Source organism: Pseudomonas sp. ASL7 (assembly GCF_056680375.1).
The window spans coordinates 4,635,918-4,661,748 of record NZ_CM155279.1 but is presented as its reverse complement, the minus strand read 5'-3'; the positions used below and the strand labels follow the sequence as shown (position 1 = coordinate 4,661,748).

24 protein-coding genes are annotated in these 25,831 nt (G+C 58.2%); 11 read left to right on the top strand and 13 right to left on the bottom strand.

The window, feature by feature from the left end; genetic code table 11:
- Positions 1-85: 85 nt before the first annotated feature.
- Together phoR and phoB are read right to left on the bottom strand one after the other, a co-directional pair.
- Positions 86-1,372, bottom strand: a complete 1,287-nt coding sequence (gene phoR / locus AC1MDT_RS21630; protein ID WP_480422844.1) for a phosphate regulon sensor histidine kinase PhoR — start codon at positions 1,370-1,372, stop codon at positions 86-88.
- An 81-nt stretch (positions 1,373-1,453) separates the two neighbouring features.
- Entirely contained in the window at positions 1,454-2,143 is a 690-nt protein-coding gene (phoB, locus tag AC1MDT_RS21625) for a phosphate regulon transcriptional regulator PhoB (RefSeq protein ID WP_480418867.1), read from the bottom strand.
- 152 nt (positions 2,144-2,295) lie between these two features.
- On the opposite strand from phoB, the gene AC1MDT_RS21620 reads away from it, so the two are divergent.
- On the top strand, positions 2,296-2,688 hold the full coding sequence (locus AC1MDT_RS21620; protein ID WP_480418866.1) for a COG4315 family predicted lipoprotein: 393 nt from the start codon (positions 2,296-2,298) through the stop codon (positions 2,686-2,688).
- A gap of 119 nt (positions 2,689-2,807) precedes the next feature.
- Here AC1MDT_RS21620 and ubiA read toward each other — a convergent pair whose 3' ends face one another.
- Positions 2,808-3,698, bottom strand: a complete 891-nt coding sequence (ubiA, locus tag AC1MDT_RS21615; protein WP_480418865.1) for a 4-hydroxybenzoate octaprenyltransferase — start codon at positions 3,696-3,698, stop codon at positions 2,808-2,810.
- On the bottom strand, positions 3,698-4,261 hold the full coding sequence (locus AC1MDT_RS21610; RefSeq protein WP_480418864.1) for a chorismate--pyruvate lyase family protein: 564 nt from the start codon (positions 4,259-4,261) through the stop codon (positions 3,698-3,700). Before AC1MDT_RS21610 ends, ubiA begins: the two co-directional genes overlap by 1 nt.
- 199 nt (positions 4,262-4,460) lie before the next feature.
- Here AC1MDT_RS21610 and AC1MDT_RS21605 point away from each other — a divergent pair, with 199 nt between their 5' ends.
- The 3 genes from AC1MDT_RS21605 to AC1MDT_RS21595 all read left to right on the top strand — a co-directional run bounded on the left by AC1MDT_RS21605 (position 4,461) and on the right by AC1MDT_RS21595 (position 6,268).
- Positions 4,461-4,631: a rubredoxin gene (locus AC1MDT_RS21605; RefSeq protein ID WP_007942683.1), complete on the top strand. Its 171-nt coding sequence runs from the start codon at positions 4,461-4,463 to the stop codon at positions 4,629-4,631.
- Between the two features lie 20 nt (positions 4,632-4,651).
- Entirely contained in the window at positions 4,652-5,800 is a 1,149-nt protein-coding gene (locus AC1MDT_RS21600; protein ID WP_480418863.1) for an NAD(P)/FAD-dependent oxidoreductase, read from the top strand.
- A 192-nt stretch (positions 5,801-5,992) separates the two neighbouring features.
- On the top strand, positions 5,993-6,268 hold the full coding sequence (locus AC1MDT_RS21595) for an HU family DNA-binding protein (RefSeq protein WP_003195589.1): 276 nt from the start codon (positions 5,993-5,995) through the stop codon (positions 6,266-6,268).
- Between the two features lie 271 nt (positions 6,269-6,539).
- On the opposite strand, the gene AC1MDT_RS21590 is transcribed toward AC1MDT_RS21595, so the two are convergent.
- From AC1MDT_RS21590 to AC1MDT_RS21550, 9 genes are all read right to left on the bottom strand, one after another.
- Entirely contained in the window at positions 6,540-6,662 is a 123-nt protein-coding gene (locus AC1MDT_RS21590; protein WP_480418862.1) for a DUF6124 family protein, read from the bottom strand.
- The gene (locus tag AC1MDT_RS21585; protein WP_480418861.1) at positions 6,659-7,057 is read right to left on the bottom strand and encodes a DUF2388 domain-containing protein; all 399 of its coding nucleotides are present in this window, start codon (positions 7,055-7,057) and stop codon (positions 6,659-6,661) included. Before AC1MDT_RS21585 ends, AC1MDT_RS21590 begins: the two co-directional genes overlap by 4 nt.
- A gap of 281 nt (positions 7,058-7,338) precedes the next feature.
- Positions 7,339-7,734 (bottom strand): DUF6124 family protein, encoded by a 396-nt coding sequence (locus AC1MDT_RS21580; RefSeq protein WP_480418860.1) that lies wholly within the window; start codon positions 7,732-7,734, stop codon positions 7,339-7,341.
- A 472-nt stretch (positions 7,735-8,206) separates the two neighbouring features.
- Positions 8,207-10,543, bottom strand: coding sequence for a lipase family protein (locus AC1MDT_RS21575; RefSeq protein ID WP_480418859.1), 2,337 nt, complete (start codon positions 10,541-10,543; stop codon positions 8,207-8,209).
- A complete protein-coding gene (locus AC1MDT_RS21570) occupies positions 10,540-11,331 on the bottom strand; it encodes a hypothetical protein (protein ID WP_480422843.1) in 792 nt (263 codons plus the stop codon). Before AC1MDT_RS21570 ends, AC1MDT_RS21575 begins: the two co-directional genes overlap by 4 nt.
- 41 nt (positions 11,332-11,372) lie before the next feature.
- Entirely contained in the window at positions 11,373-12,164 is a 792-nt protein-coding gene (locus AC1MDT_RS21565) for a hypothetical protein (RefSeq protein WP_480422842.1), read from the bottom strand.
- 41 nt (positions 12,165-12,205) lie between these two features.
- Positions 12,206-12,997: a hypothetical protein gene (locus AC1MDT_RS21560; RefSeq protein WP_480418858.1), complete on the bottom strand. Its 792-nt coding sequence runs from the start codon at positions 12,995-12,997 to the stop codon at positions 12,206-12,208.
- The gene (locus AC1MDT_RS21555) at positions 12,994-13,842 is read right to left on the bottom strand and encodes a DUF4123 domain-containing protein (protein WP_480418857.1); all 849 of its coding nucleotides are present in this window, start codon (positions 13,840-13,842) and stop codon (positions 12,994-12,996) included. The genes AC1MDT_RS21560 and AC1MDT_RS21555 overlap by 4 nt, the downstream gene beginning before the upstream one ends.
- Positions 13,839-15,863, bottom strand: coding sequence for a type VI secretion system Vgr family protein (locus AC1MDT_RS21550; protein ID WP_480418856.1), 2,025 nt, complete (start codon positions 15,861-15,863; stop codon positions 13,839-13,841). Before AC1MDT_RS21550 ends, AC1MDT_RS21555 begins: the two co-directional genes overlap by 4 nt.
- A gap of 497 nt (positions 15,864-16,360) precedes the next feature.
- On the opposite strand from AC1MDT_RS21550, the gene tssA reads away from it, so the two are divergent.
- Genes tssA through tssH form a run of 7 tightly spaced genes read left to right on the top strand, consistent with a single transcriptional unit; the run spans position 16,361 to position 25,828 of the window.
- On the top strand, positions 16,361-17,917 hold the full coding sequence (gene tssA / locus AC1MDT_RS21545) for a type VI secretion system protein TssA (protein ID WP_480418855.1): 1,557 nt from the start codon (positions 16,361-16,363) through the stop codon (positions 17,915-17,917).
- 32 nt (positions 17,918-17,949) lie between these two features.
- Positions 17,950-18,453, top strand: coding sequence for a type VI secretion system contractile sheath small subunit (tssB, locus tag AC1MDT_RS21540; RefSeq protein WP_480418854.1), 504 nt, complete (start codon positions 17,950-17,952; stop codon positions 18,451-18,453).
- Between the two features lie 28 nt (positions 18,454-18,481).
- Positions 18,482-19,987, top strand: a complete 1,506-nt coding sequence (gene tssC, locus AC1MDT_RS21535; RefSeq protein ID WP_480418853.1) for a type VI secretion system contractile sheath large subunit — start codon at positions 18,482-18,484, stop codon at positions 19,985-19,987.
- Positions 19,984-20,391: a type VI secretion system baseplate subunit TssE gene (tssE, locus tag AC1MDT_RS21530; protein WP_480418852.1), complete on the top strand. Its 408-nt coding sequence runs from the start codon at positions 19,984-19,986 to the stop codon at positions 20,389-20,391. Before tssC ends, tssE begins: the two co-directional genes overlap by 4 nt.
- Before the next feature lie 19 nt (positions 20,392-20,410).
- Positions 20,411-22,198 (top strand): type VI secretion system baseplate subunit TssF, encoded by a 1,788-nt coding sequence (gene tssF, locus AC1MDT_RS21525; protein ID WP_480418851.1) that lies wholly within the window; start codon positions 20,411-20,413, stop codon positions 22,196-22,198.
- Positions 22,162-23,169, top strand: a complete 1,008-nt coding sequence (tssG, locus tag AC1MDT_RS21520; RefSeq protein WP_480418850.1) for a type VI secretion system baseplate subunit TssG — start codon at positions 22,162-22,164, stop codon at positions 23,167-23,169. Before tssF ends, tssG begins: the two co-directional genes overlap by 37 nt.
- A 13-nt stretch (positions 23,170-23,182) precedes the next feature.
- A complete protein-coding gene (gene tssH / locus AC1MDT_RS21515; protein WP_480418849.1) occupies positions 23,183-25,828 on the top strand; it encodes a type VI secretion system ATPase TssH in 2,646 nt (881 codons plus the stop codon).
- Positions 25,829-25,831: the final 3 nt, after the last annotated feature.

The following is a 25,831-nucleotide window of genomic DNA, read 5'->3' as shown; positions in this document are numbered from 1 at the left end:
AAAAAAGTGCGCCTGAAGGGCAGGCACAAGTCAGCCAATGTAGCGGCTGACCAGGTGATTGACTAGTGGCGCGTGCTGGCCGGTATCAGTCGGCAGTGCTGATGACTCGGGATTTGGTGACCTGGGCCGGCGCAAAATGGCAGGTAAATGTACTGCCGTGGCCCGGCACGCTGCTGATTTCCATCCGTGCGCGGTGGCGCAGCAGCACGTGTTTGACGATCGCCAGCCCCAGGCCCGTACCGCCGGTATTGGAGTTGCGGCTGGAGTCGACGCGATAGAAACGTTCGGTCAGGCGTGGCAGGTGCTTGCTGTCGATGCCGATCCCGGAGTCTTGCACGCTCAGGTGTGCGCCTTGCTCATCGCCCCACCAGCGAATGCGGATATGGCCTTCGGCCGGGGTGTATTTCACCGCGTTGAACACCAGATTAGAGAACGCACTGCGCAATTCGGCTTCGCTGCCCTTGAGCAGAATCGTCGGGTCGGCCTCCAGCGTGATCGTCTGATTGCGCTGGCCGGACAATTGCTGTGCGTCGCTTTTGATCGATTGCAGCAAGCCGTCGATGGCCACCGGCTGGTTGTCCGAGGGGTAATCGGTGGCTTCCAGTTTGGCCAACAGCAGCAAATCGTTGAGCAGCGTCTGCATGCGCCCGCCTTGTTGCTGCATTTGCTGCAAGGCACGGGTCCAGCGCGGGTTCACGTCCTCGACGTTGTCGAGCAGCGTTTCCAGGTAACCGCAGATCACCGTCAGCGGCGTGCGCAATTCATGGGAAACGTTGGCGATAAAGTCTTTGCGCATCTGTTCCAGCTGATGGATGCGCGTGACGTCGCGCACCAGCATCAAGTGCTCGTTGTTGCCGTAGCGGGTGATGTACAGCTGAATGCGCAGGCGATCATTGATCGGCGAAGGAATTTCCAGTGGCTCGGCGTAGCTGTCCTGCTCGAAGTATTCCTTGAAGCGCGGATGACGCACCAGGTTGGTCACCGGTTGGCCGCTGTCCTGTGGCGTCTTGAGGCCGAGCAAGGTTTCGGCGGCGCGGTTCCACCATTCCAGATTACCGTCGCTGTCGAGCGTGATCACCGCGTCTTTCAACGCAGCGGTGGACTCCTGGACCCGGTCGATCACCGCTTGCAGGCGCCCACGCACGCGTTGGTCGCGGCGTTGCAGGTGGTAGATGCTGTCGAACACTTCGCCCCACAAGCCATAGCCATCGGGCGGGGCTTCATCGGGTTTGTGCAGGCGCAACCACTCATGCAGACGCAGCAATTGCTTGAGGGTCCAGGCCAGGTAAAGGCCCAGGCCTGCGGCGAGGCTCCAGCCGTAGTAGCCGGAAATCAGGCCGATCACCAGGCAGGCGGTGACCAGTAGCAGCATGTGGCGAATCAGAGTGCCATGCCAGTTTTGGTTCACTTGAGCGCGCGTCCTTGTCAGCGTGTCGGGCGGGGAAGGTCCGGGTCAGGCTTTGGTAGAAAAACGGTAACCGGTTCCGCGCACGGTTTGTACCAGATTTTCGTAGGCGTCGCCGAGGGCTTTGCGCAGGCGACGGATGTGCACGTCGACGGTGCGCTCTTCAACATAAACGTTGCCGCCCCAGACCTGATCCAGCAACTGGCCACGGGTGTAGGCACGTTCCTGGTGAGTCATGAAGAACTGCAGCAAGCGGTATTCGGTCGGGCCCATCTCGGCGGGCTTGCCGTCGATGGTCACGCGGTGGCTGATCGGGTCCAGCAGCAGGCCGCCGACTTCGATCGGGGTTTCGCCATCGGTCGGGCCCGTACGACGCAGCACGGCCTTCAGGCGTGCAACCAGCTCTCGGGGGGAAAAGGGTTTGGTGATGTAGTCATCGGCACCGACTTCCAGCCCCTGGATCTTGTTGTCCTCTTCACCCTTGGCGGTGAGCATGATGATCGGGATGTCCCCGGTCAGCTCATCGCGCTTCAAGCGGCGGGCCAACTCGATGCCGGACGTGCCGGGCAGCATCCAGTCGAGCAGGATCAGGTCCGGTTTACGGTCGACGATGATGGCGTGGGCCTGCTGCGAGTTCTCAGCCTCCAGGCAGTCATAGCCGGCCATTTCCAACGCAACGGCGATCATTTCGCGAATGGGCGCTTCGTCGTCGACGATCAGAATGCTCCTGCCAACCATGCCTTAATCCTCTTGTCATTTAACTGTCTTGCGCCGCATTAGATAACGGAATTATTGCAGTCGTGTGACAGTATTTTAGCCGCCCTGCGATCGTCACGATCCTGAACTAAGCTTTAAGTCCGAATCCTGACAACCACAAAAGGAAGGCTTCCATGAGTCAATACTCGCAATCCTTTAAAGCCCTGATGCTGGCAGCCGCCCTGGCTTTGCCGTCAATGGCCTTCGCGGCTGACCCGGGCATGATGAAAGGCGACATGATGGTCGACCATAAGGGCATGACTTTGTACACGTTCGACAAGGACACGGGTGGCAAGTCAGCATGCACGGGTGAGTGTGTAAAATACTGGCCGCCGCTGGCAGCAAAAGCGAGCGACAAAGCCTCAGGCAAATGGACCATCATCACGCGGGATGATGGCTCCATGCAGTGGGCTTACGACGGCAAGCCGCTGTACTACTTCGCGAAGGACAAAAAGCCGGGAGACATGGCGGGCGACAAAATGAAAGACGCCTGGCACGTCATTACCAACAACGGGCCGAAGATGTAAGCATGTAGGAGCGAGCTTGCTCGCGATGAACGTGAACGATGATGCGCGCTGTCTGAAGAAATGCGCCGCCTTCGAATTCATCGCGAGCAAGCTCGCTCCTACATAACGCGGTTACTCTGTCAGCGCAGCGCGTAATCCAGCACTATCCCCACGAAAATCGCCAGCCCGGCCCAATGGTTGTGCAAGAACGCCTTGAAACACCGCATCCGGTCCTTGCCACGGGTGTACCAGAACTCCCACGCAAAACAGCCCGCCGCTGCTAGCAACCCCACGTGGAACCAGCCGCCCAGCTCGAATTTCGACCCCGCCAACAGCAGGCTACCCAACGCTAATCCTTGCAGCGTCAGAATGATTACCCGGTCTGCGTCGCCAAACAGAATCGCCGTGGATTTCACGCCGATCTTCAAGTCATCGTCGCGGTCAGTCATCGCGTAATAGGTGTCGTAGCCCACCGTCCACAGCAGATTGGCGATCCACAGCAACCACGCCGCTGCCGGCAGTTCACCGGTTTGGGCCGTGAACGCCATGGGCATGCCCCAAGAGAACGCCGCGCCCAGCACCACTTGCGGGTAATAGGTGTAGCGCTTCATGAACGGGTAACTAAAGGCCAGTGCCAAACCACCGAACGACAGCCAGACCGTCGCCGCGTTGGTGCACAGCACCAGCAGGAAACTCACGCCCATCAGCAGCGCGAAAAACACCAGGGCTTCCTTGGAGCTGATCCTGCCGCTCACCAGTGGCCGCTGTTCGGTGCGTTTCACATGACCATCGACCTTGCGATCCGCCCAGTCGTTGATCACGCAGCCGCCGGCGCGCGTCAGCACCACGCCGAGGACGAAAATCACGATATTGGCCAGCGAGGGTGAACCTTTACCGGCAATCCAAAGCGCCCACAGCGTTGGCCACAACAGCAGATAAATGCCGATCGGCTTGTCCATTCGGGTCAGCTGAATGAAATCCCAGGCCCGTGGATTGACGCGGTTCAGGGACTTGAGCAGGCTCTGGTACATCAGCAGTTCTCCGGATGCGCGCGAGTCGCGGCCCACAGGGTCGGCAGGAAAATCTCGGCCACCAGCACGCTCAAGGCGCCGCGGTCGAAGCGTGAACGACGGCCCCACAATTGCGGTGCCCGGGACTCCATCGGTAGCCACTCCTGAGGATAGTGACAAACTTCGATGGCGCGGCGCTGGAACGCTTGATCGCAAAACAGCAACTCGCCCAACGAGCGGCTACCCAATTCGTCCATGTGCAAACCATCGCCCTGCAAGGCGCTGCGTGCCGCGACGCTGCGGGCAAACACCCACGCTTCACCGTGCCCGCGCAGATACACCTCGCGTACCCAGCCTTCGCTGCCCTCGGCGAGGTCCAGTGCCGCACACTCGTCGGCGCGCAGGGACTGCCAACCTTCGAACAGCGGCATGACACTGAAGCCGTCATTCGACAAACGGATCAGTCGTCGCGTCAGCGAGCCTTCGTCGAACAGCCAGTCGAGAGTAGACGCGTCGGGAAGGGGTGCGAGTTGGCTTTGGAAGCGCCAGAATGGGGCAGTGCGGGGGAGAGTAGAGTGCGGCACAGTGAGTCATTATTGGCAGCAAATGAGGTGGCGAGCTTACCATGTCAGCCGGCGAATTTGATTGATCCGCCCGCCCGTTGCGCCGAACAGGCTTGCATCTGCTGGGCCCGATCAGTACAAAGCGCCCTTAGCCGGACGGTAGCGCTTTATCCATCGACTGTTCGCGCCAGTAAAAGCCTGAATCCTGAGGATGAACCGAATGAAAAAGTGGCAATGTGTGGTTTGCGGCCTGATCTATAACGAAGCAGACGGCTGGCCGGACGACGGCATTGCGCCGGGCACACTGTGGCAAGACGTACCGGAAGACTGGCTGTGCCCGGACTGCGGCGTGGGCAAGATGGATTTCGAAATGATCGAAATCGCTGCCTAAAACAATTAGAGGAGTAAGGAATGAACGCACCTGTCGTGATCATCGGCACCGGGCTCGCGGGCTACAACCTGGCCCGGGAGTTTCGCAAACTCGATGGCGAAACCCCGCTGCTGCTGATTACCGCCGATGACGGACGCTCTTACTCCAAGCCGATGCTCTCCACCGGTTTCGGCAAAAACAAAGACGCCGACGGCCTGAGCATGGCCGAACCCGGCGCCATGGCCGAGCAATTGAAAGCCGAAGTGCGCACCCACACCCGCATCAGCGGCATCGACCCTGGCCACAAGCGGTTGTGGATCGGTGAGGAAGCGGTGATTTACCGTGACTTGATCCTCGCCTGGGGCGCAGAAACCGTCAGCGTGCCCATCGAAGGTGACGCAGCCGATTGCGTGTTCCCGATCAACGACCTGGAAGACTATGCGCGCTTTCGCGCGGCCGCGGCCGGCAAGCGCCGGGTATTGCTGCTGGGCGCCGGCCTGATCGGCTGTGAGTTTGCCAACGACCTGAGCCTCGGCGGCTACGAGGTGCAACTGGTTGCACCGTGCGAACAAGTCATGCCGACCTTGTTGCACCCGGCGGCAGCCGCCGCCGTCCAGGCCGGGCTGGAAAGCCTCGGTGCACGCTTCCACCTCGGCCCGGTACTCAACCGCTTGCAGCGAGTCGAAGGCGGGCTGGAAGCGCATCTGTCCGACGGCCAGGTTATCCCGTGTGACGTGGTGGTGTCGGCGATCGGCCTGCGCCCACGCATCGACCTGGCCGCCGCGGCCGGCGTGCAGGTCAATCGCGGCGTGGTGGTCGACCGTCACCTGAAAACCTCCCACGCCAATATCTACGCGCTGGGCGATTGCGCCGAGGTTGACGGGCTGAATCTGTTGTACGTCATGCCCCTGATGAGCTGCGCGCGAGCACTGGCGCAAACCCTCGCCGGAACACCGACCGCCGTGAGCTACGGCCCCATGCCGATCACCGTCAAAACACCGGTTTGCCCCTTGGTGGTTTCGCCGCCGCCGCGGGGCGCCGAGGGCGTCTGGACAGTCGAAGGGCAGGGCGCAGACATCAAGGTTTTGTGCCGTGATGCCAGCGGAAAACTGCTGGGTTATGCCCTGACAGGCGCGGCGGTGATGGAAAAACTCGCGCTCAACAAAGAGCTTCCAGCCCTGCTGGCGTAAATACCGGTCGTTCTGTCGGAATCACCCCCTTTTTGCCCCTACAAAGGTCGCGCCGAGACTGGCGCGGCTCTTCCGTGCGTGCCATCCTCACTCCCGTCTGCCGCAGAGTAGAGCACCTGCGGCACTTTGGGCGCTGTTCCAACGAGAACAGCACGGACATAACAACAAAAAACCGTCAAAGGGGCTTCACTCATGCGTAAACCAGACCTCGCCGCTGCAATTGCTGAAAAAGCAGACCTCACCAAAGAGCAGGCCAACCGCGTTCTCAACGCCGTTCTCGAAGAAATCACCGGCGCCCTGCACCGCAAAGACAGCGTCACGCTGGTAGGCTTCGGCACCTTCCTGCAACGCCACCGCGGAGCCCGCACCGGCAAAAACCCGCAAACCGGTGAGCCCGTCAAAATCAAGGCCAGCAACACCGTTGCCTTCAAGCCAGGCAAATCGTTGAAAGACAGCGTCAATCCGTAACACACACCGACGTCCCGCCTGGCGGGTAAGCGGGATAAAAAATGGGCACGCCAACTGGGTTGGGTGCCCATTTTTTTATGGGCGGCGAAAGTAACACCGACCAGTCAATCCAAAACCCGATCCGTGTAGCAGCTGGCGAAGCCTGCGTCCGGCTGTGTGTAGGAGCGAGCTTGCTCGCGATGGTCGTTCAGCCACAGAAAATGTGTCGGATGTTCCATCTTCGCGAGCAAGCTCGCTCCTACACACAGCCGGACGCAGGCTTCGCCAGCTGCTACAGGGCTACATCGTCAGTAAAGTCGGTGGCGATGGTGCTGATGGACTGCAGATCTTCCAAGGCGTTGGCCTGGAGGGCTTCGGAATTGATGGCTGGGCAGACGCTGAAGAGGAGGTTCATCCATAGGTAGCCAGTACCAAGTGGGCAAACTCTTTCTTGCTTGGCTGAAGATCAGCGTGCTGCTCCAAGTACGTGCGCCATGCAGATTCAAGCATGGGTCCATCGAGATCGCCGTCGGTAGCAAGATACGCGGCGGCATCGTCTTTCACCGCTTGGACGTAGTGTTTGGAGAGGCCATCCTCGATTTTGTCTGACGTCGCGATAAACGGCCCGACCGTTGTGAAGAGCAACCCAAATCCAGTGAGTGCCGAGTGCTCAAGGGGGCCATTAGCTAAATCGCAGCGACCATAGCGGCAAAATTCAGCCCGAACAGAGGTGCTGGCTACGAGTGTAAGCATGGCAACCCAGTAGCACCCAAAGGCCACGGTCCATTTTTTATTGTGTCGAGTAGCCATGATCTGATTGAACTCCCTGTCTACTGACGCCCTAAGCGTGGGCGCGCTGCCATGAGCGATGCGTCGCACCGACTAGACATTGAGTGTGCTTGTGCAAAGTCCCGAGGCAGAGAGGCACTTCAAACCCAAGAAGACCAAACAGGACGCGTCCTACATGTATTCCGGAAACAGGGAAGATAACTGTGTTGGTTTTTGTGCTCCCAGCTGTGTGCCGGGCACTCTGACCAGAAAAACCCCGATGGGAGGAACACACCCATCGGGGTTGTTTACTGCTTGGCGAGTTAGCAGGTTCGGCTTTGTTGTTTGGTGAGAATCGCCGCCATTTCCGGTTCATCCAGATGATCCAGCGCTCGTTCCACCATCAAATGCACCCCGTCGGCCATGCGGCTGAGCGCCAGGGCTATGGAGCGGCGTGAGCCGTCCACATCGTCGGCGAGGTCCGCAGCGATGGCGCTGATGGACAAGAGGTCTTCCGAGGCATTGGCGAGGAGGGCTTCAGTGTTGATGCCCGGGCAGACGCTGAAGAGTTGGCCGTTGCGTTTCGGTGGTTTCATTTCGGCTGGTGGGAAGTGGTGGTCGAGGGCGCGTTCGGCGGCTTCGTTGAGTTTGTTTGAATCGGGGCTTTCGTACGGGGAGACCGGATCGGTGTCCGGCGGGTTTGGGGTGACCTTGAACATGATCTTCAATTCCATAAGTGATGCTGACACCACTTCGCGACTAAACGAAGGGGTGGCGGCTGTACGCAGGTTAGTCGGACCGGGGAATTGAAGAAGCCGGCGCACCCGAAGGTGCCCTACGCACAGCCACCATCAAATGCAGGTAAGAAATACCTGTCTGACGGACGCTTGTGCAACTTCAATTACCAGCAGGCGACTAAACCCGATCACTGACGATCAGTGACAGGAACCAAGTTACCGACCGCCCCCAAGGCGCACAAGCCGGCGGATTCTGGCTTAGCCGTAGGCAACGGCGCAAGGTGTTGTAGCTCTCAGGAAGTAACCCTGAAGCCTTTTAAACAAGCGCTGCGGTGGTGGTGTAGGAGCGAGCTTGCTCGCGATGGACGTTAACGATAACGCGTACTCCCTGATTAAACGCGTAGCCCTCAGGTCCATCGCGAGCAAGCTCGCTCCTACAAGTCCCCGCAGCTCGCTAGATGATCGAATCAATATCCAAATGGAACGGGGCGCCCGGCGCATACCCTCCTGTTATCGCCGCAATTGCCGCGTCAGGGTCTTCGGGTGCTGACGGAATCATCGCCAGTTGTTCCTTGGCGATATTTTCCGGATGAGCATTCCACCGAAGCAGACTGTCTTGCACCCATTCGGGCTGGTCGGCGTAGCTGCCATAAACATCAGCCTCGATGACCGTCCGCTTGTGCAGCGCTAGCAGGCGGGCCTTGGTTTCCCCGATCTGTTCGACTTCGTTTTCAAGATCCCTTATCGCTTGGGCATCTCGCTGGGGATTGGCATAAGCACGGGAGAGCTTTTCGATTTTCGTTTTGAGTGCACTCAGTTGTCCTGAGACGTTTGTCAGGTTGTTGCTGACCCATTCGAATTCCCACAAAGTCACCAGTGAGCGTCTTCGTTCCAGCGCTTCCTGCCAACGGCGCAGGCTGGCCCAGCAGCCGGGAATGTAGCTGTCGACCATCGAGTGATGGCCTCTATCTAACACCTGCCGCAGGAAGTTGCCGCGCTTGGGCAGGCCATCAGTCTGTCGCAGCGCTTCGGCGCAACCATGATCGTTGATCGTGCTGCAACCCGGTTCCCAGAGGATGGAGGACCTGCGACCTTCGCCAAATTCCACCGGCATGAAGTGATGCAAATCGCCGTGATGCCCATAGGGGTTACCCAGGAAATTAATGATCCCGCCTATAAAAAACGCCAAACCACCCACCGGGTGAAGGGCAAGTACCGCCCCATGGGTGGCGTACATCGGAACTCGGTTGGACGGCGTGTTCATCCAGGTGGAAGGAACGCTCGGTACGGGGTCGTTGTGGAAGACGATGCGATGGTGTTTCAGCGGTTCTGCAGCTTCGATAAAGGTCGTGTCGGCGGCGCGGGGGGCGCCGTAGGTGTAAAGCACGATGTCCGGTTGATACCGTTTATTGCGTCGCAGCATCTCAGCCAGTAACAGCGCTACCGCACCACCCAGGCTGTGCCCTGTGATTACCAGCTTTTGCCCGCTGTAGAATTTTTCCATGTAGTCCACGACAAATGTGTAGGCCACTGTGGCAGCTCTATAGAAACCGTTGTGTACCTTCCCATCCCCTTGTTCGAAAGGCACCTGATTGGCGTCCGCATCAAGCCAGGCGTCGGCTGATATCTCGCTTGTGCCCCTCACGCTTATCAACATCAACTCGTCGTGATGGCTGATAAAGGCCTGCGTGTCCGAGCTTTCTGCTTGTTCGCGATCATCGAGGAAGTTCACGTTCGCCGGGTGTTCCTGCTCATTACCCAACTCCGGATCGTTGACTTCTGGGTACAGCAGCGGGTCGAACGGCACTACTTCCAGACGTTTGGAGTAAGGCACTTCTTCATATAAGGGGTAGAACTTCGCAGTCTGTGAGCCATCGACTTGCCATAGCTCATCAAATTGCGGCAAGGCATGACCGAACCAGTTGCCACTGCTGGGCCGCAGTGGAAATGTCACGCTATCCATTTCGACGGGTTGGGTATTCGGGTCTTGACCAAAGTCGGTGTAGCTCAACGTCGACATCAGTGCCAGTTGATAGAGGTTGAGCGCGCAAAACTCATTGCTGGTCGACAACATTGGCCGTAGCGCCCTCATCGGCCGCACCTCCAGCACATGATGTTTGTTCGGCAGTAAGGCGATGCCTTTTGGCTTGGGCGGCGGCGGGGCGAATCCCAGCTCGAACATGCCCGTGTCCGCTGGAGTCATGACAGCGCTCATTCCTCCATCCGGGGCATCTCTTTTCTGGAGTGTGAATGCTCTGGTTTCAGCGGGCTGGCGGAACAGCGTGTGCAGTACCATGTTGGGTGGGGCGCCGCGCGAGACCAAGGGCGGCAAATGCGCAACGTGCTTGACCAGTTCGCTCACTTCAACCTGGTAATAGGCGTCAGGATCAGCAAGTTCTTTTGCTGGATTTACCATAGTCCGTACGCCTGATTTGTCGAAAAAGCGGGTTTTTTCGGCGCGTACTTGTAGTTCGGTGATGGGGAGTGGATAGCTCGGTCTTTCACGTAAAAACGAGTATGTTTTTTCACTCCCTTGGTATGGCTGACTCAGCTTGAGCAATACCGGGCCACAGAAGTGGTTGTTTACCTTCCCTACCCCGGTTGCATCGAGCTTTCCGGTGTAAACGGTATCCTCGTAATCAGTAACCTCGTAGGGCAAACCGGCATAAGGCTTGCCATCGCCGAACTCGTCCACTAATTGAAAGCTCGTCGAATGACCTCGCAGTGGGCAAACGTGGATATTGCCCCCCATAAATGGCGCATCACTTGCCGCTAAAGGTTCAATGCTCATGGCGTTTGGTCCTTGTTTTCCGTACATCCCGGGTAAATGGTGCAAGTCCGTTCATCCACCATCTTGAAGGTGCTGAAATCCTCATGATTGCCGTAGCAAAACGCGTATTGGTCTTCGAAGCTGTCGCCCATGCAGCGTTTCCATCCACCGGGCACTTTCACCCAAGTATCACCAATCGCAGGTAGTTCTTCTTCGGCCAACTTGATCTTCAGCCTCACGGTTTTCCCTGGCAGCTGATCGAGCGTATAAGTCGTAAGTGGACGAATTCTGGTGACGTTTCCTTGTGCATCAGTGTTTTTGCAGTAAAGGATTTTTATTAGGTAGCGTTTGGGGCCGACTGTGCGAAAAAACCATTGGCATTCTCCGGAGAACTCACCGACGCCGGCAGCGTTAAACGTGCCTTTGTATCGCCCCAACGGTTCTGTACGCACGTCAATTGCGGCGTAGTCAGAGCTTCTGTCACTGAGTACCGGGCCGAAGATGCCCGTAACCTTTATCTTCATATGACTAAATGCCAACGGGCACTCGCTCACGGTTCTGTAAAGCGGGATCTCGGAAGTCTCTTCGTATTCCATGTAGACCTTGTTGAAACCGAGCTGAGTACCTTTCCCACCCGGCACGGTGCACGTCTGCCCTTGGGCGGGCACGTAGTTGGCGGTCAGTTCGTACTTGAAGTCAGGTGGGAAGTCGGGGACGAAGTTGAAGCTCTCAGTGTCGCCGAACGCGGAACAACCCACGGTCGAGGACAGACAACTTCCGAGGGTCAGGCTTTGAAGGATTCGCTTCATGGGCAGGACAACTTCTCGCCAGTACCAAGCTTTTTGATGCGTCATCGGGTTTCGTCCTTGTTTTCCGTGCAACCTGGGTAGATGGTGCATACCCGTTCATCCACCATCCTGAAGGTGCTGAAATCTTTGTAATTTCCATTGCAATAGCCACGCTGATCTTGAAACCCTTTTCCCAAACAGCGCTTCCAGCCTCCCGGGACCTGGACCCAAGTGTCGCCCCAGCCCGGCAGTTCTTCATCCGCTAACTTGATTTTCAGCTTGACAGTCTTTCCCGGCAATTGATCCAGCGTGAAAGCAGTAAAAGGACGACCTTTGGTGGGACTCTCCTGTGCATCAATCCTTTTGCATCTGAGCAGCTTTATGACATAACGCTCAGGGCCAACAGTGCGGAAAAACCATTGGCATTCGCCGGAGAACTGACTTTCGCCAGCAGCGTTGAACGTGCGTCTATTTCGATCCGACAACTCTGAGCGCACGGCAATTACGGCATAGTCAGAGCTTCTATCACTGAGTTCCGGGCCAAAAATGCCCGTGATCCTGATCTCTACTAGATTCAATGCCACCAGGCAGTTTTCAACTGTCCTGTACAGTTCGATCTCAGAAGTCGTTTCGTATTTCATGTCGAGTTTGTTGAAGCCAAGCTGGGCATTTCTGCCTCCCGCCAGGGTGCACGTTTGCCCTTTGGCTGGCAGGTAGATCGCCTTCACTTCGTACTTGAAGTCAGGAGGAAGTTCGGGGGCGAAGGTGAAGCTGTCCGACTTGCCGAGCGCGGAACAACCCAATGTCAGTGACAGGCAACTGCCAAGGGTCAGGCTTTGAATAATTCGTTTCATGAGCCGGACAGCTTCTCGCCAGAGCCAAGCTTTTTGATGCGTCATTGGGTTTCGTCCTTGTCTTCCGTGCAGCCTGGATAAATGGTGCAGATCCGTTCATCCACCATTCTGAAACTGCTGAAGTCCTTGTAATTCCCGAAGCAGAACGCGTCCTGATCTTCAAAACCTTTCCCCATACAGCGCTTCCAACCGTCAGGCACCTTCACCCATGTGTCGCCCATATAAGGCTCCTCCTCACGGGCCAATGTGATTTTTAGTTTCACTGTTTTTCCTGGTAACTGATCGAGCGTGTAAGCCGTGAAGGGACGACTTTTCGCGACGTTCCCCTGCGCATCAGTCTTTTTGCAGTAAAGGATTTTTATGAGGTAACGCTTGGGGCCGACGGTGCGGAAAAACCACTGACACTCGCCTGAGAACTCCCCTACGCCAGCAGCGTTGAACGTGCCTTTATTTCGATCCGACAACTCTGAGCGCACGGCAATTACGGCATAGTCAGAGCTTCTATCACTGAGTTCCGGGCCAAAAATGCCCGTGACCTCGACCTCCACACGGTTCAAAGCCAACGGGCAATTGCTAACGGTTCTGTAAAGCGGGATCTCGGAAGTCGCTTCGTATTCCATGTAGACCTTGTTGAAACCGAGCTGAGTACCTTTCCCCCCCGGCACGGTGCACGTTTGCCCTTGGGCGGGCACGTAGTTGGCGGTCAGCTCGTACTTGAAGTCAGGTGGGAAATCGGGGACGAAGGTGAAGCTGTCCGGCTTGCCGAGCGCGGAACAACCCAAGCTCAAGGAGAGACAGCCCCCGAGGATCAGCCTTCGAAATACACCCCTCATACAGGCGCATCTCCCTGCCAATACAACACTTGCTGATACACCCGCTCAAAATGCGCCGCTGGGTTCTCCTCGGGCTTCGGTTGCCAGGACTTAGGTGGCAGGTAACCCGGCGACTTCAAGCATTGAGTCAGCAAAAAATGCACCTGCTCAGGTTGCTGCCAGCCCCACAAATGGACCAACTGGATCAAGCCCCACAACCAGCCATCCACATCGCGCTCTGTGGCGAGGGCAGCCAAGGCTTCGGTGTGCTCACGGACCAAGTAGCGGCGCGTGTTAGCGAACTGCACGTTCGCGTAGACAATGTCTGGCGCTGGCGTTTTCAACCAGGCCGGAACGAGCGGCAGGGGATGTTCGCCGGGGTCAGGGTTGTCCGTGACTGTCCATTGCTCAGAGTGCCAGTAACAGACGCTGGCAATCGGCCCAAGAAAATCGGCGCGCTGCTCAGGTTTCAGATAACCCAGCGTGCGCCCCAGTACGCGGTTATCGTGGAAGCGATACACCGTTCGACTTGGGCGCTCACCGACTATCAACCGGTCGCGCCAGTGGGTGACCAAAGCATCAAGTTCAAAGTAAGTGGCGCTCGCCAGCCAGCCCCAATGACGCTCCGGCGTGTCGAGCAGCGCCTGGATGACCGGATGTTTGACAGTGCCAATCTGGAAAAGAAAAGGACCTGCTGGCGCCATCGAGTTAACCGCCGTACCCACATACACATTGCGGTACCGATTGGTTCCCAGTTCCTTGGCTAACGCCATGCGCTCGTCGAGCAGGCCGTCAGTGTCGAGCATCAGGTAGAGGTCCCGTCCGGCCCGGGATTGTTCGAGCAGCCATTGTTCAAGTGTATTCATGCGACTTCTCCAACATTGCATTGGCCAGCGAGACAAGCTTCGCAAAGCGGGCAGTAGTCCGCCGCCTGCTGTCGAGCGTCGGTCACGATAGACAGTGGGGTGGCGATGATGGGATCGGGATTGCTGGCCAACGCCTGTAGCGCCTGCAGCGGCTGAATACCCGCCATTGGCGCACCGCCCTCGACAATAGCCACGCTGCTGAAAATCCCCCCCGCGTTGATGACGATGTGGTGACCACCCGCGTTGAGCGTCAGGCTCATGCCTGCATCGATCACCACATTGGCGGCGGTGACTTGAGCCTGTTGACCGGCCTGAATGACCAGTGAGCCAACGGATGTCGTGCTGCTATTGCCGCTGATAGTGATCAGCTCATCACCGCCGATCACCGTGCTGCGCACGCCTTGGGTGGTGTGAAACTCTTCGCCCTTGATCAGGCTGGTGCTGTTGTTGCCCACTTGCTCGAAGCGGTCGTTGCTGATCAGACTTCGGCTGTCGTTGAGGATCAGCTGCTCGATGTCGCGTTGCGCACGCAGGTAGATTTTTTCCAGTCCGGCGCGGTCTTCAATCGACAGTTCGTTGTAGCCGCCGGTGCTGGGGGAGCTGTGGCTGCGCAGTACGGTTTTGGTTTTGTTCTCGGGCAATGGATAGGCTACGGACATGATCTTGTTCGGCACGCACCCGGTAATGAGCGGACGGTCGGGATTGCCTTCCAGAAATGTCACGACGACTTCCATGCCGACACGCGGGATAGTCGCCGCGCCGAACCCTTCACCTGCCCAACTGGATGAAACCCTCACCCAGCAACTGCTCATTTCGTTGTTGAGTTCTGCTCGGTCCCACGGAAATTCGATCTTCACGCGTCCGTATTCATCGCAATAAATCTCTTCGCCCTCCGGCCCGGTGACGCGGGCGGTCTGGCTGTCCAGGGGGGCTCGGGAGAGCAGCGGTGGCCGAAAGGCCACGTCCCACGGAATCGCTGTAAAGGTGTTGCGGTAGCCTTGGGTGAATCCATCCTGGGATTGGGCGTCGTGGACAAGCGCTTCTTCGAGAGATTGGGGTTGTTTCCCCGTGTGGGTAACACTGAGCAACAACCACAGATCGTTGTACTTTTTGCGGGGGTGTTCGGTCAGTCCGAAGAAGTGGCCGCAGCGCAACGTGGGTTGATCGCTTTGCCCCTTGGCCACCGCATAGTCAGTACGGTGTCGTTCCAGCGCCTGTTGGACGAGTTGTTTACCGCGCTTTTCGGTCACCATTTCCAGTGGGAAGCGGTAATCTTCGAGCACTGGAGTGACCTCGGCGCTAACGCTGTTTTCCAGCAACCGACTGGAACGTTGGAAGTCATAGTCCCGGCGAGTGACCTTACTGGTTCGAGTCTTGAAGGTCAGGGAGAGCTGATTGATCACCGGGTGCTCCGCCACCAAGTCCGAGTCTGGGTGGTAAGGGGTTTCGCCCAGTGTGGGAACGAAGACCTGGTCCTCGGTAAACACCAGCAAATGACCGTCCCGGGAATGCTGGTGATGCCATCCAATGCCCTCTTCGGCGCACAGGCGCTGGACGAATTCGAAGTCGCTTTCTCCGTATTGAGTGCAGTACTCGCGCTTGAGGCTGGTTCTGACGTGGAAGGTAAACGCATCGGCCAGGAGGCCATGCCGCTTGAAGACCTGGGTGATGATCTGTGGCACCGTCAGGTGCTGGAAAATCCGTTGGTTGTGGCTGAACTGCAAGTAGTGCAGCGCGGGTACCAGGGTCAGGTGATAGCGGGTCAGGCGTCGGCCAGATTCACCTGCGACCACGTCTTCGATACGGCCATGAATGCCTTCGCCGTTAAGGCCGAACTGCAGAAACGCCGGTTGGCCGAGCAGGCTCTCCAGATCGACATCGAGGTACTCGCTGACCAGGTCGACGCGAATGGCGTACAAGGCGCTGATGGTTTCAGTGCCTTCAAACGCCAGCACCTTGAAATCGTTGCGAACCGTTGGGATCTCGAGCGTGAAGTGGGCAACATTGGCCGAAGGGAACATACGCTTATCCTTTTGCTTTTCATCAGCTCATCCTTGAACTGGAAGTGAAAAAGAAACTTTAGGCGCAAGCCAAATCGGGCTTGAACCTGCGTCAATTGCTGAAACACGCTAACAACGCATTGAAAGGATTGATGTAGGAAAGTTCTTTTGCCTTTGCCAGAAACTTCCTCTATTTCAGAGTGTTGCATTCAGAGCCCGGTAAGGCTCGATCTAAGCATCCCGCTTGGATTTTAAGGGTTATTACTGCACTGGTTAATGATGTATCGCGACATATCGTCTGGCGATCGTTGAGTGACACCGTGGTAATTATTCCTACAGTAAAACGCTATTAATACGATGGCGCTTAACTAACTGTTTTTATCTGCGTGCATTTTCAGAAGCGTCCTACATTTTTAGTTATCTATTTTTGTCATGCTCCGTGCCGGCTTCGGCCACACGGGCTGGCGTCATTGAAACTCCAATTGGCGAATGACCGTAATTCTTAATAAAGGCCATGGATGTCTTACTCAAACAAACTGTCTACTCATTACCTTGAACTCGCAAAGGCCTCTGTTTCCAAAGAGAACTTCGCGGGCGAGGATGTTCGCTTTTCGAACGAATATGAAGCAGTTGAAAGTGAGCTGGGCAAAGCCCAATCCATGCACGAAAGCGGTCAAGTCGACTGGCTGAAAATACGCGAAATCAGCGAAAACCTGCTGCGCACTCAATCCAAGGATTTGCGGGTGGCTGCCTGGCTGACCTGGGCCCTGTACCAGCGTGAATCTTTTCCGGGGCTGTTGGCCGGTCTCGGTTTGCTGCACCACCTCAGTGAACACCACTGGGACGACATTCATCCAAACAAGCCCCGCACCCGTTCCGCTGCCATCAGTTGGTTGGTGCCGCGTCTTGAGCAAGTGCTGAACGAAAACGTCGCGATCAAAGAGCAGCTGCCGTTGTTCCGCCGTTTGGTGGAGCATTTGGAAGGTTTGGATGCGGCTTGCACCAAACATTTGGGCGATGACGCCCCCTTGCTGTTGCCGATCTGCCGTCGTTTGAAAAGCATGGTCCAGCGCGCGGCCGACAACCAGCCGGAGCCAGGTGTGGTGAGCGCCGCAGTGGCTCAGGTTAAGCAGGTCGCCACGCAGTTGTTCAATCCGGGCGCGCCCATCGACAACGAGAAAGAGGCCCACAAGGCCCTGCGCGCCCAGCAGGAAAACGCCCGTCCGTTGTGCGCCTGGTGGCTCAAGCAAAACGTCACTGACCTGCGCGCCCTGCGCCTCAATCGCACGCTGCTCTGGCTGCCCATCGAAGTGGTGCCCGAGCGTAACGCCGAGCAGATCACCGCGCTGCGCGGGCTGCCGGCAGACAAGCTCAAGGCCTATCAGGACCGCTATGACCAGGCCAAATACGCTGATCTGCTGGTGGAGCTCGAAGCCAGTCTGGCCAAGGCGCCGTTCTGGTTCGACGGTCAGCGATTGGTCTGGGAATGCCTCCAGGGACTGAATGCCGACATGGCCATGCGCGAAGTGGAAATCCACTTCGCGCAGTTGATTCAGCGCCTGCCCGGCCTTCTCGAATTACGCTTCCATGATGGCGCCCCATTTGCCGATCCGGCCACTCGCGCCTGGGTCGGCGCGAATGTCATGCCGCACCTGCAAAGCGCCAGTGCACCGCGCAAGGTCGAGGTCGCCGACACCCAATCGGCCTGGGAACAGGCTCTAGAAGAAGCAGTGCCAATTCTGCGCAAGGACGGCCTCAAGGCCGCCGTGCAAATCCTTAAGCAAGGCCTGCAAATCGCCCACGGCGGCCGCGTTCGATTCTTCTGGCAGTTCGCCCTCGCGCGGCTGTGCGTCATGGCCAAGAAATACGAACTGGCCAAGACCCAACTCGAAACACTCGACCAAACATTACAGGACGCAGGCCTGTATGCCTGGGAGCCCGATCTTGCGCTGCAAGTGCTGCATTTGCTGCATAGCTGCTGCGAGTTGCTACCGCAGAACCATGCCGTCCGTGAACGTAAGGAAGAGATTTATCGCAGGCTGTGCCACCTCGATCTCGAAGTAGTACTCGAATAGGCCCTCGGGCCACAACCGCAAGGAGAAACACCATGGCCAAAGAAGGCTCGGTAGCCCCCAAGGAACGCATCAACGTCACCTTCAAACCTGCCATCGGTGGTGTTCAAGAAGAGATTGAATTGCCGTTGAAACTTCTGGCAATCGGTGACTACACCCACCGCAAGGACGAACGCAAAGTCGAAGATCGCAAGCCGATCAGCATCGACAAAATGACCTTCGACGAAGTGCTGGCCAAGCAAGAGCTGCAGCTGACACTGAGCGTACCGAACCGTCTTCAGGAAGAAAGCGCCACTGAAGAGCTGGCCGTGAAACTGCGCGTCAACTCGATGAAGGACTTCAACCCGGCCAGCCTGGTCGAGCAAGTGCCCGAGCTGAAAAAACTGATGGAACTGCGCGACGCGCTGGTGGCCCTTAAAGGCCCCTTGGGTAATGCGCCTGCATTTCGCAAAGCCATCGAAGGCGTGCTCGCCGACGACGAATCCCGCGGTCGCGTACTGGGTGAGCTGGGCCTGAACGCCGCAGCCCAGGATGCCTGAGTCTCCATCAGCCAAGGAAGCCAATACAATGAGCACTAGCGCAGCACAGCAAAAGAGCAACGAGAACGGTGAATACAGCATTCTCGACAGCATCATCGCCGAAACCCGCCTGACCCCGGACGACGAAGCCTACGACATCGCCAAACGTGGTGTGTCGGCGTTCATCGAAGAGCTGCTCAAGCCGCAGAACAGCGGCGAGCCGGTCAAAAAAGCCATGGTTGATCGAATGATCGCCGAGATCGATGCCAAGCTCAGCCGCCAGATGGACGAAATTCTGCATCACCCCGACTTCCAGTCGCTGGAATCGTCGTGGCGTGGCCTGCAGTTGCTGGTCGAGCGCACCAACTTCCGTGAAAACATCAAGATTGAGATCCTCAACGTCTCTAAAGAAGACCTGCTGGACGACTTCGAAGATTCGCCGGAAGTGATGCAGGCTGGCTTGTACAAGCACATCTACACCGCTGAATACGGTCAGTTCGGTGGTCAGCCGGTGGGCGCGATCATCGCTAACTACTTCATGTCCCCAAGCTCGCCGGACGTGAAACTGATGCAGTACGTGTCCAGCGTTGCCTGCATGTCCCACGCGCCGTTCATTGCCGCGGCCGGCCCGAAATTCTTCGGTCTGGAAAGCTTCACCGGTCTGCCGGACCTGAAGGATCTGAAGGATCACTTCGACGGTCCGCATTTCGCCAAATGGCAGAGCTTCCGCGAGTCGGAAGACTCCCGTTACGTTGGCCTGACCGTACCGCGGTTTCTGTTACGTAACCCGTATGACCCGGAAGAAAATCCGGTCAAATCGTTCGTGTACAAGGAAACCGTTGCCAACAGCCACGAGCACTACCTGTGGGGCAACACGGCCTACGCGTTCGGCACCAGGCTGACCGACAGCTTCGCCAAATTTCGTTGGTGCCCGAACATCATCGGCCCGCAGAGCGGTGGTGCAGTGGAAGACTTGCCGTTGCACCACTTCGAAAGCATGGGCGAAATCGAAACCAAGATTCCAACTGAAGTGCTCGTGAGCGACCGTCGTGAATACGAGCTGGCCGAGGAAGGCTTCATCTCCCTGACCATGCGCAAGGGCAGCGACAACGCGGCGTTCTTCTCGGCAAGCTCGGTGCAGAAGCCGAAGTTCTTCGGCACCAGCGCTGAAGGCAAGACGGCAGAGCTGAACTACAAGCTCGGCACCCAACTGCCGTACATGATGATCGTCAACCGTCTGGCTCACTACTTGAAAGTGCTGCAGCGCGAGCAACTCGGTTCGTGGAAAGAACGTACCGATCTCGAACTGGAACTCAACAAGTGGATCCGCCAGTACGTGGCCGACCAGGAAAACCCAAGCGCCGAAGTCCGTGGTCGTCGCCCACTGCGTGCAGCGCAGATCATCGTCAGCGATGTCGAAGGCGAGCCTGGCTGGTACCGCGTCAGTCTGAACGTGCGCCCGCACTTCAAGTACATGGGGGCCGATTTCACCCTGTCGCTGGTAGGTAAGCTCGACAAGGACTCCCCGTACAAGCGCAAGCAACAAATCTCGTGACTGAATACGGCAGCCTTTTCGAACGCCTGGGAGGCGACGCGGAAAAACGCGTCGGCTGGAGCCGCGAGGCCTGCGCCATGGCGTCCGTGGCTGCCCATCTGGCCAAGATGCTCAGCACCCGGGCGGGCAGCGTGCAGACGCTGTCCGATTACGGGCTACCTGATCTCAATGACATGCGCCTGAGCCTGCACGACTCGCTGAGTCAGGCCCGCCGGGCCATCGAAAGCTTCATCGAAGCCTACGAACCGCGCCTGAGCAACGTGCGTGTCATCTCCCTGCCGCGTGATTACGATCAGCTTCGCCTGTCCTTCAGCATCGAAGGCCTGCTGGAGGTTGATGGTTTCAAGCGTCAGGTCAGTTTTGCCGCGCGCCTGGATGGCAGCGGTCAAGTCAAGATCAGCTAACGACAAACAGGTATTGCGCGTGTCCTTTAACCACTACTACCAGAGCGAACTCACCGCACTTCGCCAGTTAGGTCGCCGATTCGCCGAGCGTAGCCCGGCATTGGCGCCTTTCCTGGGTCAGGCCGGGCGGGATCCGGATGTAGAGCGGTTACTTGAAGGCTTCGCATTCCTGACCGGGCGCTTGCGCCAGAAGCTCGACGACGAGCTACCAGAACTCAGCCACTCGCTGATGCAATTGCTGTGGCCCAACTATATGCGGCCACTGCCGGCGTTCAGCATTTTGCAGTTCGACCCGTTGCAGCGCTCGGGTCCTGCGTTGAGGGTCGAGCGTGAAACGCCGGTCGAGAGCGTGCCGATCGATGGCGTGCGTTGTCGGTTTCGCACCTGCTACCCAACCGAAGTCTTGCCATTGAATCTGGCCGCGCTGAATTACTCGGTGAAGGGCGACGGTTCGCTGTTGAGCCTGCGTCTGGAAATGAGCGCCGACGGCCATCTCGGTGAACTGCAGCTCAGTCGCCTGCGTCTGCACTTTGCTGGCGAGCGTTACATCAGCCAGATGCTGTACCTCAGCCTGTTGCGCAACCTGGAAGGTATCGAACTGATCCCGCTGGACGGCGACGGCAAGCCCATCCTGGGTGTGAACGACCTGCCCATGGCCTTCAAGATCCCCGGCAACCGCGTACAGCCGGTGGGTTTTGCCGAAGAAGAGGCGTTGATCCCGTACCCACTGAACACCTTCCGCGGCTATCGCTACTTGCAGGAATACTTCGCCTTCCAGGACAAATTTCTGTTCGTCGACATTAACGGCCTGGACCTGCTCAAGGCGCTGCCGCAAGACACGCTCAAGCAGATGCGCGGTCTGGAATTGCGCTTCGACATCCGCAAGAGTGGTATCCAGCGTCTACGCCCGACCCTGGACAACGTGAAGCTTTACTGCACGCCGATCGTGAACCTGTTCCAGCACGATGCATCGCCAATCCGCCTCGACGGCAAGCAGGACGAATACCTGTTGCTCCCAGCCGGATATGACCTGGAAAACTGCGGTGTGTTTTCGGTGGAAACCGTGACCGGCTGGAACCCCGGTGGCCTCGGTTATCAGGAGTACGTGCCGTTCGAATCCTTCGAGCACGATCCGAGTTTCGACGTGCCCCCCCGCCGCCCGCACTACAGCATTCGCCAGCGTCCGTCGTCGCTGCACGACGGCCTCGACACCCACTTGAGCTTCGGCATCCGCCACACCGGAGCCCACGAAACCCTGTCGGTCGAGCTGATGTGCACCAATCAGAACCTGCCGCGCAAGCTCAAGCCCGGCGATATCAGTCAGGCTTGCGAAGGGACCCCCGGGTTTCTGAGTTTCCGCAACATCACCCCGGCTACGTCCAGTTTCGCGCCGCCGCTGAATCACGATTTCCTTTGGAAGCTGATCAGCAACATGTCGCTTAACTATCTGTCGCTGGCCGACGTCAATGCGCTGAAGGTGATTCTTGAAACCTACGACCTGCCGCGCTACTACGACCAACACGCTGAAAAGGTCAGTAGACGCCTACTGGATGGACTGAAGTCGATCAAGCATCAACACGTCGATCGTTTGCACCGAGGGTTGCCAGTACGCGGGTTGCGCACCGAACTGACCATCGACCCGCAAGGGTATATCGGCGAGGGCGATCTGTTCGTGTTCGCTTCGGTTCTTAACGAGTTTTTCGCGCTTTACGCCAGCCTCAATTCGTACCACGAGCTGCGGGTAACAAGTACGCAAGGAGAGGTTTACCAATGGACACCACGCATGGGCCTGCAGCCGCTGCTTTAAGCGGGCTGAGTCGGGTAATACGCGAGTACTCGCTGTTTCAGGCCGTCCTGCTGGTGGTTGACCGGCTGCGGGAGGCACACCCGTACCTGAGCGAAGACGATCTGTACGACCAGCTGGAGTTTCAGGCCAACCCGAGCCTGGGTTTCCCTGGCAGCGATGTTGATCGCGTGGAGTTTTTCGAAGAACACGGGCAGATGCGCGCACGCCTGCGTTTCAACCTGATCGGCCTGGTCGGCTCCGGTTCGCCGCTGCCGGCGTTCTACAGTGAGCAGGCCTTGGGCGACAGCGAAGATGGCAACCCGACCCGCAATTTTCTCGACCTTTTTCACCATCGCCTGCAACGGCTGATGCTGCCGATCTGGCAAAAGTACCGCTACCGCGCGAGCTTCCAGAGTGGCGCGCTAGACCCGTTTTCTTCACAACTGTTCGCGCTGATCGGCCTCGGTGGTGAAGAGATCCGCAGGGCCCGGGAGCTGAACTGGAAACGCCTGCTGCCGTACCTCGGCCTGCTCAGTTTGCGCGCGCACTCGGCGGCGCTGATCGAAGCGGTGCTGCGTTACTACTTCAAACACGCTGAACTGACCATCGAGCAGTGCATCGAGCGTCGCGTGACCATTCTCGAGGAGCAACGCAATCGTTTGGGCCGCGCCAACAGCCTGCTCGGCGAAGACCTGGTGCTGGGTGAACAGGTGCGCGACCGCAGTGGCAAATTTCGCATTCACATCCGCGAACTCGACTGGCAACGCTTTCACGAATTCCTGCCGATCGGTTTCGGCTACCAGCCGCTGTGCGCGCTGGTGCGGTTCACCTTGCGTGACCCGCTCGATTACGACATTCGCCTGGTGTTGCGCCAGGAAGAGATCCGCGAACTACGCATTGGTGAGCAGAACGCCTGTCGCCTGGGATGGACCAGTTGGCTCGGCCGCGAAAAAGCGGACGGCGTGGTGACCCTGGGCAGCAAAATTCATTAAGGACAGATGAACAATGATCAACGTAGACCTGCAACAACTTATCCAGGCACTGGACGCCGAAACCCGCCGAGACCTGGAAAGTTCTGCCGAACGCTGCGTCGCCCGTGGCGGCAGCAAAATTCTCATCGAAGACATGCTGCTGGGCCTGCTGGAACGCCCGAAAGGCCTGCTCGCACGTGCACTGCTAGATGCCGAAGTAGATGCCGGAGAACTGAGCGCCGCGCTGCAGTCCGGGGTCGAACACAGCGCTTCGCGCAACCCGGTGTTCGCCCCGGAACTGGTGCAGTGGCTGCAAGACGCGTTGCTTGTGGCCAACCTTGAACTGGGCCAGAGCCAGGTCGAGCAAGCCGCGTTGATCCTCGCGCTGCTGCGCAACCCGATGCGCTACGCCGGCAGTCGCTATCAGTTGTTGCTCGCCAAGTTGAACGTCGAGCGCCTGAAAGCATTCGCGCTGTCGCAGAAAGAACAAGCGGTCAGCGGTAGACCCGCGGTGCCGGGCGAATCGCTGCTGCAGCGCTTCACCCACAACCTGACCCAACAGGCCCGCGACGGCAAGCTTGACCCGGTGCTGTGCCGCGATGACGCGATCCGGCAGATGGTCGACATCCTCGCTCGTCGGCGCAAAAACAATCCGATAGTGGTCGGTGAAGCGGGCGTCGGTAAAACCGCCATCGTCGAAGGCCTGGCTTCGCGCATCGCGGCGGGTGAAGTACCGCACGTATTGAAAGGCGTTGAATTGCTGTCGCTGGACATGGGCCTGTTGCAAGCAGGTGCTAGCGTCAAAGGTGAATTCGAACGTCGCCTCAAAGGCGTGATTGACGAAGTCAAAGCTTCGCCGAAACCGATCATCCTGTTTATCGACGAAGCTCACACGCTGATTGGCGCGGGGGGCAATGCCGGCGGTTCCGACGCAGCCAACCTCCTGAAACCAGCCTTGGCTCGTGGCGAGTTGCGCACCATCGCTGCCACCACCTGGGCCGAGTACAAGAAGTACTTCGAAAAAGACCCGGCCCTGGCCCGTCGTTTCCAGCCGGTGCAACTGCACGAACCGACCGTCAACGAAGCGGTGACCATACTCCGTGGCTTGGCTCAGGTTTACGAAAAGAGCCACGGCATCTACCTGCGCGATGACGCGGTGGTTGCAGCGGCCGAGCTGTCGGCTCGTTATCTCGCGGGTCGTCAGCTGCCGGACAAAGCCGTCGACGTGCTCGACACGGCGTGTGCCCGTGTACGCATCAGTCTTGCTGCCGCGCCGGACAGTCTTGAGCGCCTGCGTGGCGAATTGGCCGAAGGTGGCCGTCAGCGGCAAGCGCTGCGCCGTGACGCCGAAGCAGGCTTGCAGATCGACCACGAAGCGTTGGATGCGTTGGAAGATCGTCTGGAGGCCGCCGAAGACGAAAGGGTCGTCCTGGAAACCCTCTGGATCGAACAGAAGGAACTGGCCGAACGCTTGCTGCAACTGCGTCAGCAACTGGCCAACGCCCGTGAAGCCGCTGTTGTCGAACCAACCATCACGGGCGAGGGCGACGCTGAAGGCACCGTAATCGAATCCCTCGAAGCACCCGTGGACAACGTCGCGATCCTTGAAGCTGCGCTGAACGAAACCCACCGTGCCCTGACCGATGCTCACGTCAAAAAGCGTCTGGTGAGCTTCGAAGTCTGTCCGCGTCTGGTGGCTGAAGTGATCAGCGCCTGGACCGGCGTGCCATTGGCGCAATTGGCCCGCGAGCACAACGCCAAAATCGCGAGCTTCGCCACCGACCTGCGCACGCGCATTCGTGGTCAGGAACAAGCCGTTCATGCGCTGGATCGCTCGATGCGCGCCACCGCTGCCGGCTTGAGCAAACCGGATGCACCGGTCGGCGTGTTCCTGTTGGTCGGCCCGAGCGGGGTCGGCAAGACAGAAACGGCGCTGGCCCTGGCTGACCTGCTGTATGGCGGTGATCGTTTCATCACCACCCTCAACATGTCCGAATTTCAGGATAAACACACGGTCTCTCGGCTGATCGGCGCACCGCCAGGCTACGTCGGTTACGGCGAGGGTGGCATGCTCACCGAAGCCGTGCGCCAGAAGCCGTACTCGGTGGTGCTGCTGGACGAAGTCGAGAAGGCCGATCCGGACGTGCTGAATCTGTTCTATCAAATCTTCGACAAAGGTGTGGCCAACGACGGGGAAGGGCGCGAGATCGACTTTCGCAACACGCTGATCCTGATGACCTCGAACCTGGGCAGTGATCGCATCAGCGAATGCTGCGAAAACGGCGCGCGGCCGACCGCCGAAGTGCTTGAAGAAACCCTCCGCCCAGTGCTCAGCAAACACTTCAAACCGGCGCTGTTGGCACGCATGCGCGTGGTGCCTTACTACCCGGTCGGTGGCCCGGTGTTGCGCGAGTTGATCGAAATCAAGCTCGGCCGTTTGGGTGAGCGATTGAATCGCCGGCAGTTGGATTTCACCTATTCCCAGGACCTCGTCAATCACTTGGCCGAACGCTGCACCCAAAGCGACAGCGGCGCTCGTTTGATCGATCACTTGCTTGATCTGCACGTGCTGCCGCGGGTGGCTGACCGTTTGCTCGATGCGATGGCCACCGGCGAACGCCTCAAGAGTGTCCACGCGACGCTCGACGGCCACGCTAGCGTGATCTGTGAGTTCGCCTGAGGT

What these genes read in the sequence shown, in the direction of transcription:
- tssH (WP_480418849.1), top strand. Translation starts at nt 23,183, where the DNA reads ATGATCAACGTAGACCTGCAACAACTTATCCAGGCACTGGACGCCGAA.
- AC1MDT_RS21570 (WP_480422843.1), bottom strand. Translation starts at nt 11,331, where the DNA reads ATGAAGCGAATCCTTCAAAGCCTGACCCTCGGAAGTTGTCTGTCCTCG.
- AC1MDT_RS21600 (WP_480418863.1), top strand. Translation starts at nt 4,652, where the DNA reads ATGAACGCACCTGTCGTGATCATCGGCACCGGGCTCGCGGGCTACAAC.
- AC1MDT_RS21555 (WP_480418857.1), bottom strand. Translation starts at nt 13,842, where the DNA reads ATGAATACACTTGAACAATGGCTGCTCGAACAATCCCGGGCCGGACGG.
- AC1MDT_RS21550 (WP_480418856.1), bottom strand. Translation starts at nt 15,863, where the DNA reads ATGTTCCCTTCGGCCAATGTTGCCCACTTCACGCTCGAGATCCCAACG.
- AC1MDT_RS21575 (WP_480418859.1), bottom strand. Translation starts at nt 10,543, where the DNA reads ATGAGCATTGAACCTTTAGCGGCAAGTGATGCGCCATTTATGGGGGGC.
- phoB (WP_480418867.1), bottom strand. Translation starts at nt 2,143, where the DNA reads ATGGTTGGCAGGAGCATTCTGATCGTCGACGACGAAGCGCCCATTCGC.
- AC1MDT_RS21565 (WP_480422842.1), bottom strand. Translation starts at nt 12,164, where the DNA reads ATGAAACGAATTATTCAAAGCCTGACCCTTGGCAGTTGCCTGTCACTG.
- phoR (WP_480422844.1), bottom strand. Translation starts at nt 1,372, where the DNA reads ATGCTGCTACTGGTCACCGCCTGCCTGGTGATCGGCCTGATTTCCGGC.
- AC1MDT_RS21620 (WP_480418866.1), top strand. Translation starts at nt 2,296, where the DNA reads ATGAGTCAATACTCGCAATCCTTTAAAGCCCTGATGCTGGCAGCCGCC.
- AC1MDT_RS21580 (WP_480418860.1), bottom strand. Translation starts at nt 7,734, where the DNA reads ATGTTCAAGGTCACCCCAAACCCGCCGGACACCGATCCGGTCTCCCCG.
- AC1MDT_RS21585 (WP_480418861.1), bottom strand. Translation starts at nt 7,057, where the DNA reads ATGGCTACTCGACACAATAAAAAATGGACCGTGGCCTTTGGGTGCTAC.
- tssG (WP_480418850.1), top strand. Translation starts at nt 22,162, where the DNA reads ATGGACACCACGCATGGGCCTGCAGCCGCTGCTTTAAGCGGGCTGAGT.
- tssC (WP_480418853.1), top strand. Translation starts at nt 18,482, where the DNA reads ATGAGCACTAGCGCAGCACAGCAAAAGAGCAACGAGAACGGTGAATAC.
- AC1MDT_RS21590 (WP_480418862.1), bottom strand. Translation starts at nt 6,662, where the DNA reads ATGAACCTCCTCTTCAGCGTCTGCCCAGCCATCAATTCCGAAGCCCTC.
- tssA (WP_480418855.1), top strand. Translation starts at nt 16,361, where the DNA reads ATGTCTTACTCAAACAAACTGTCTACTCATTACCTTGAACTCGCAAAG.
- tssB (WP_480418854.1), top strand. Translation starts at nt 17,950, where the DNA reads ATGGCCAAAGAAGGCTCGGTAGCCCCCAAGGAACGCATCAACGTCACC.
- AC1MDT_RS21595 (WP_003195589.1), top strand. Translation starts at nt 5,993, where the DNA reads ATGCGTAAACCAGACCTCGCCGCTGCAATTGCTGAAAAAGCAGACCTC.
- AC1MDT_RS21560 (WP_480418858.1), bottom strand. Translation starts at nt 12,997, where the DNA reads ATGAGGGGTGTATTTCGAAGGCTGATCCTCGGGGGCTGTCTCTCCTTG.
- AC1MDT_RS21605 (WP_007942683.1), top strand. Translation starts at nt 4,461, where the DNA reads ATGAAAAAGTGGCAATGTGTGGTTTGCGGCCTGATCTATAACGAAGCA.
- ubiA (WP_480418865.1), bottom strand. Translation starts at nt 3,698, where the DNA reads ATGTACCAGAGCCTGCTCAAGTCCCTGAACCGCGTCAATCCACGGGCC.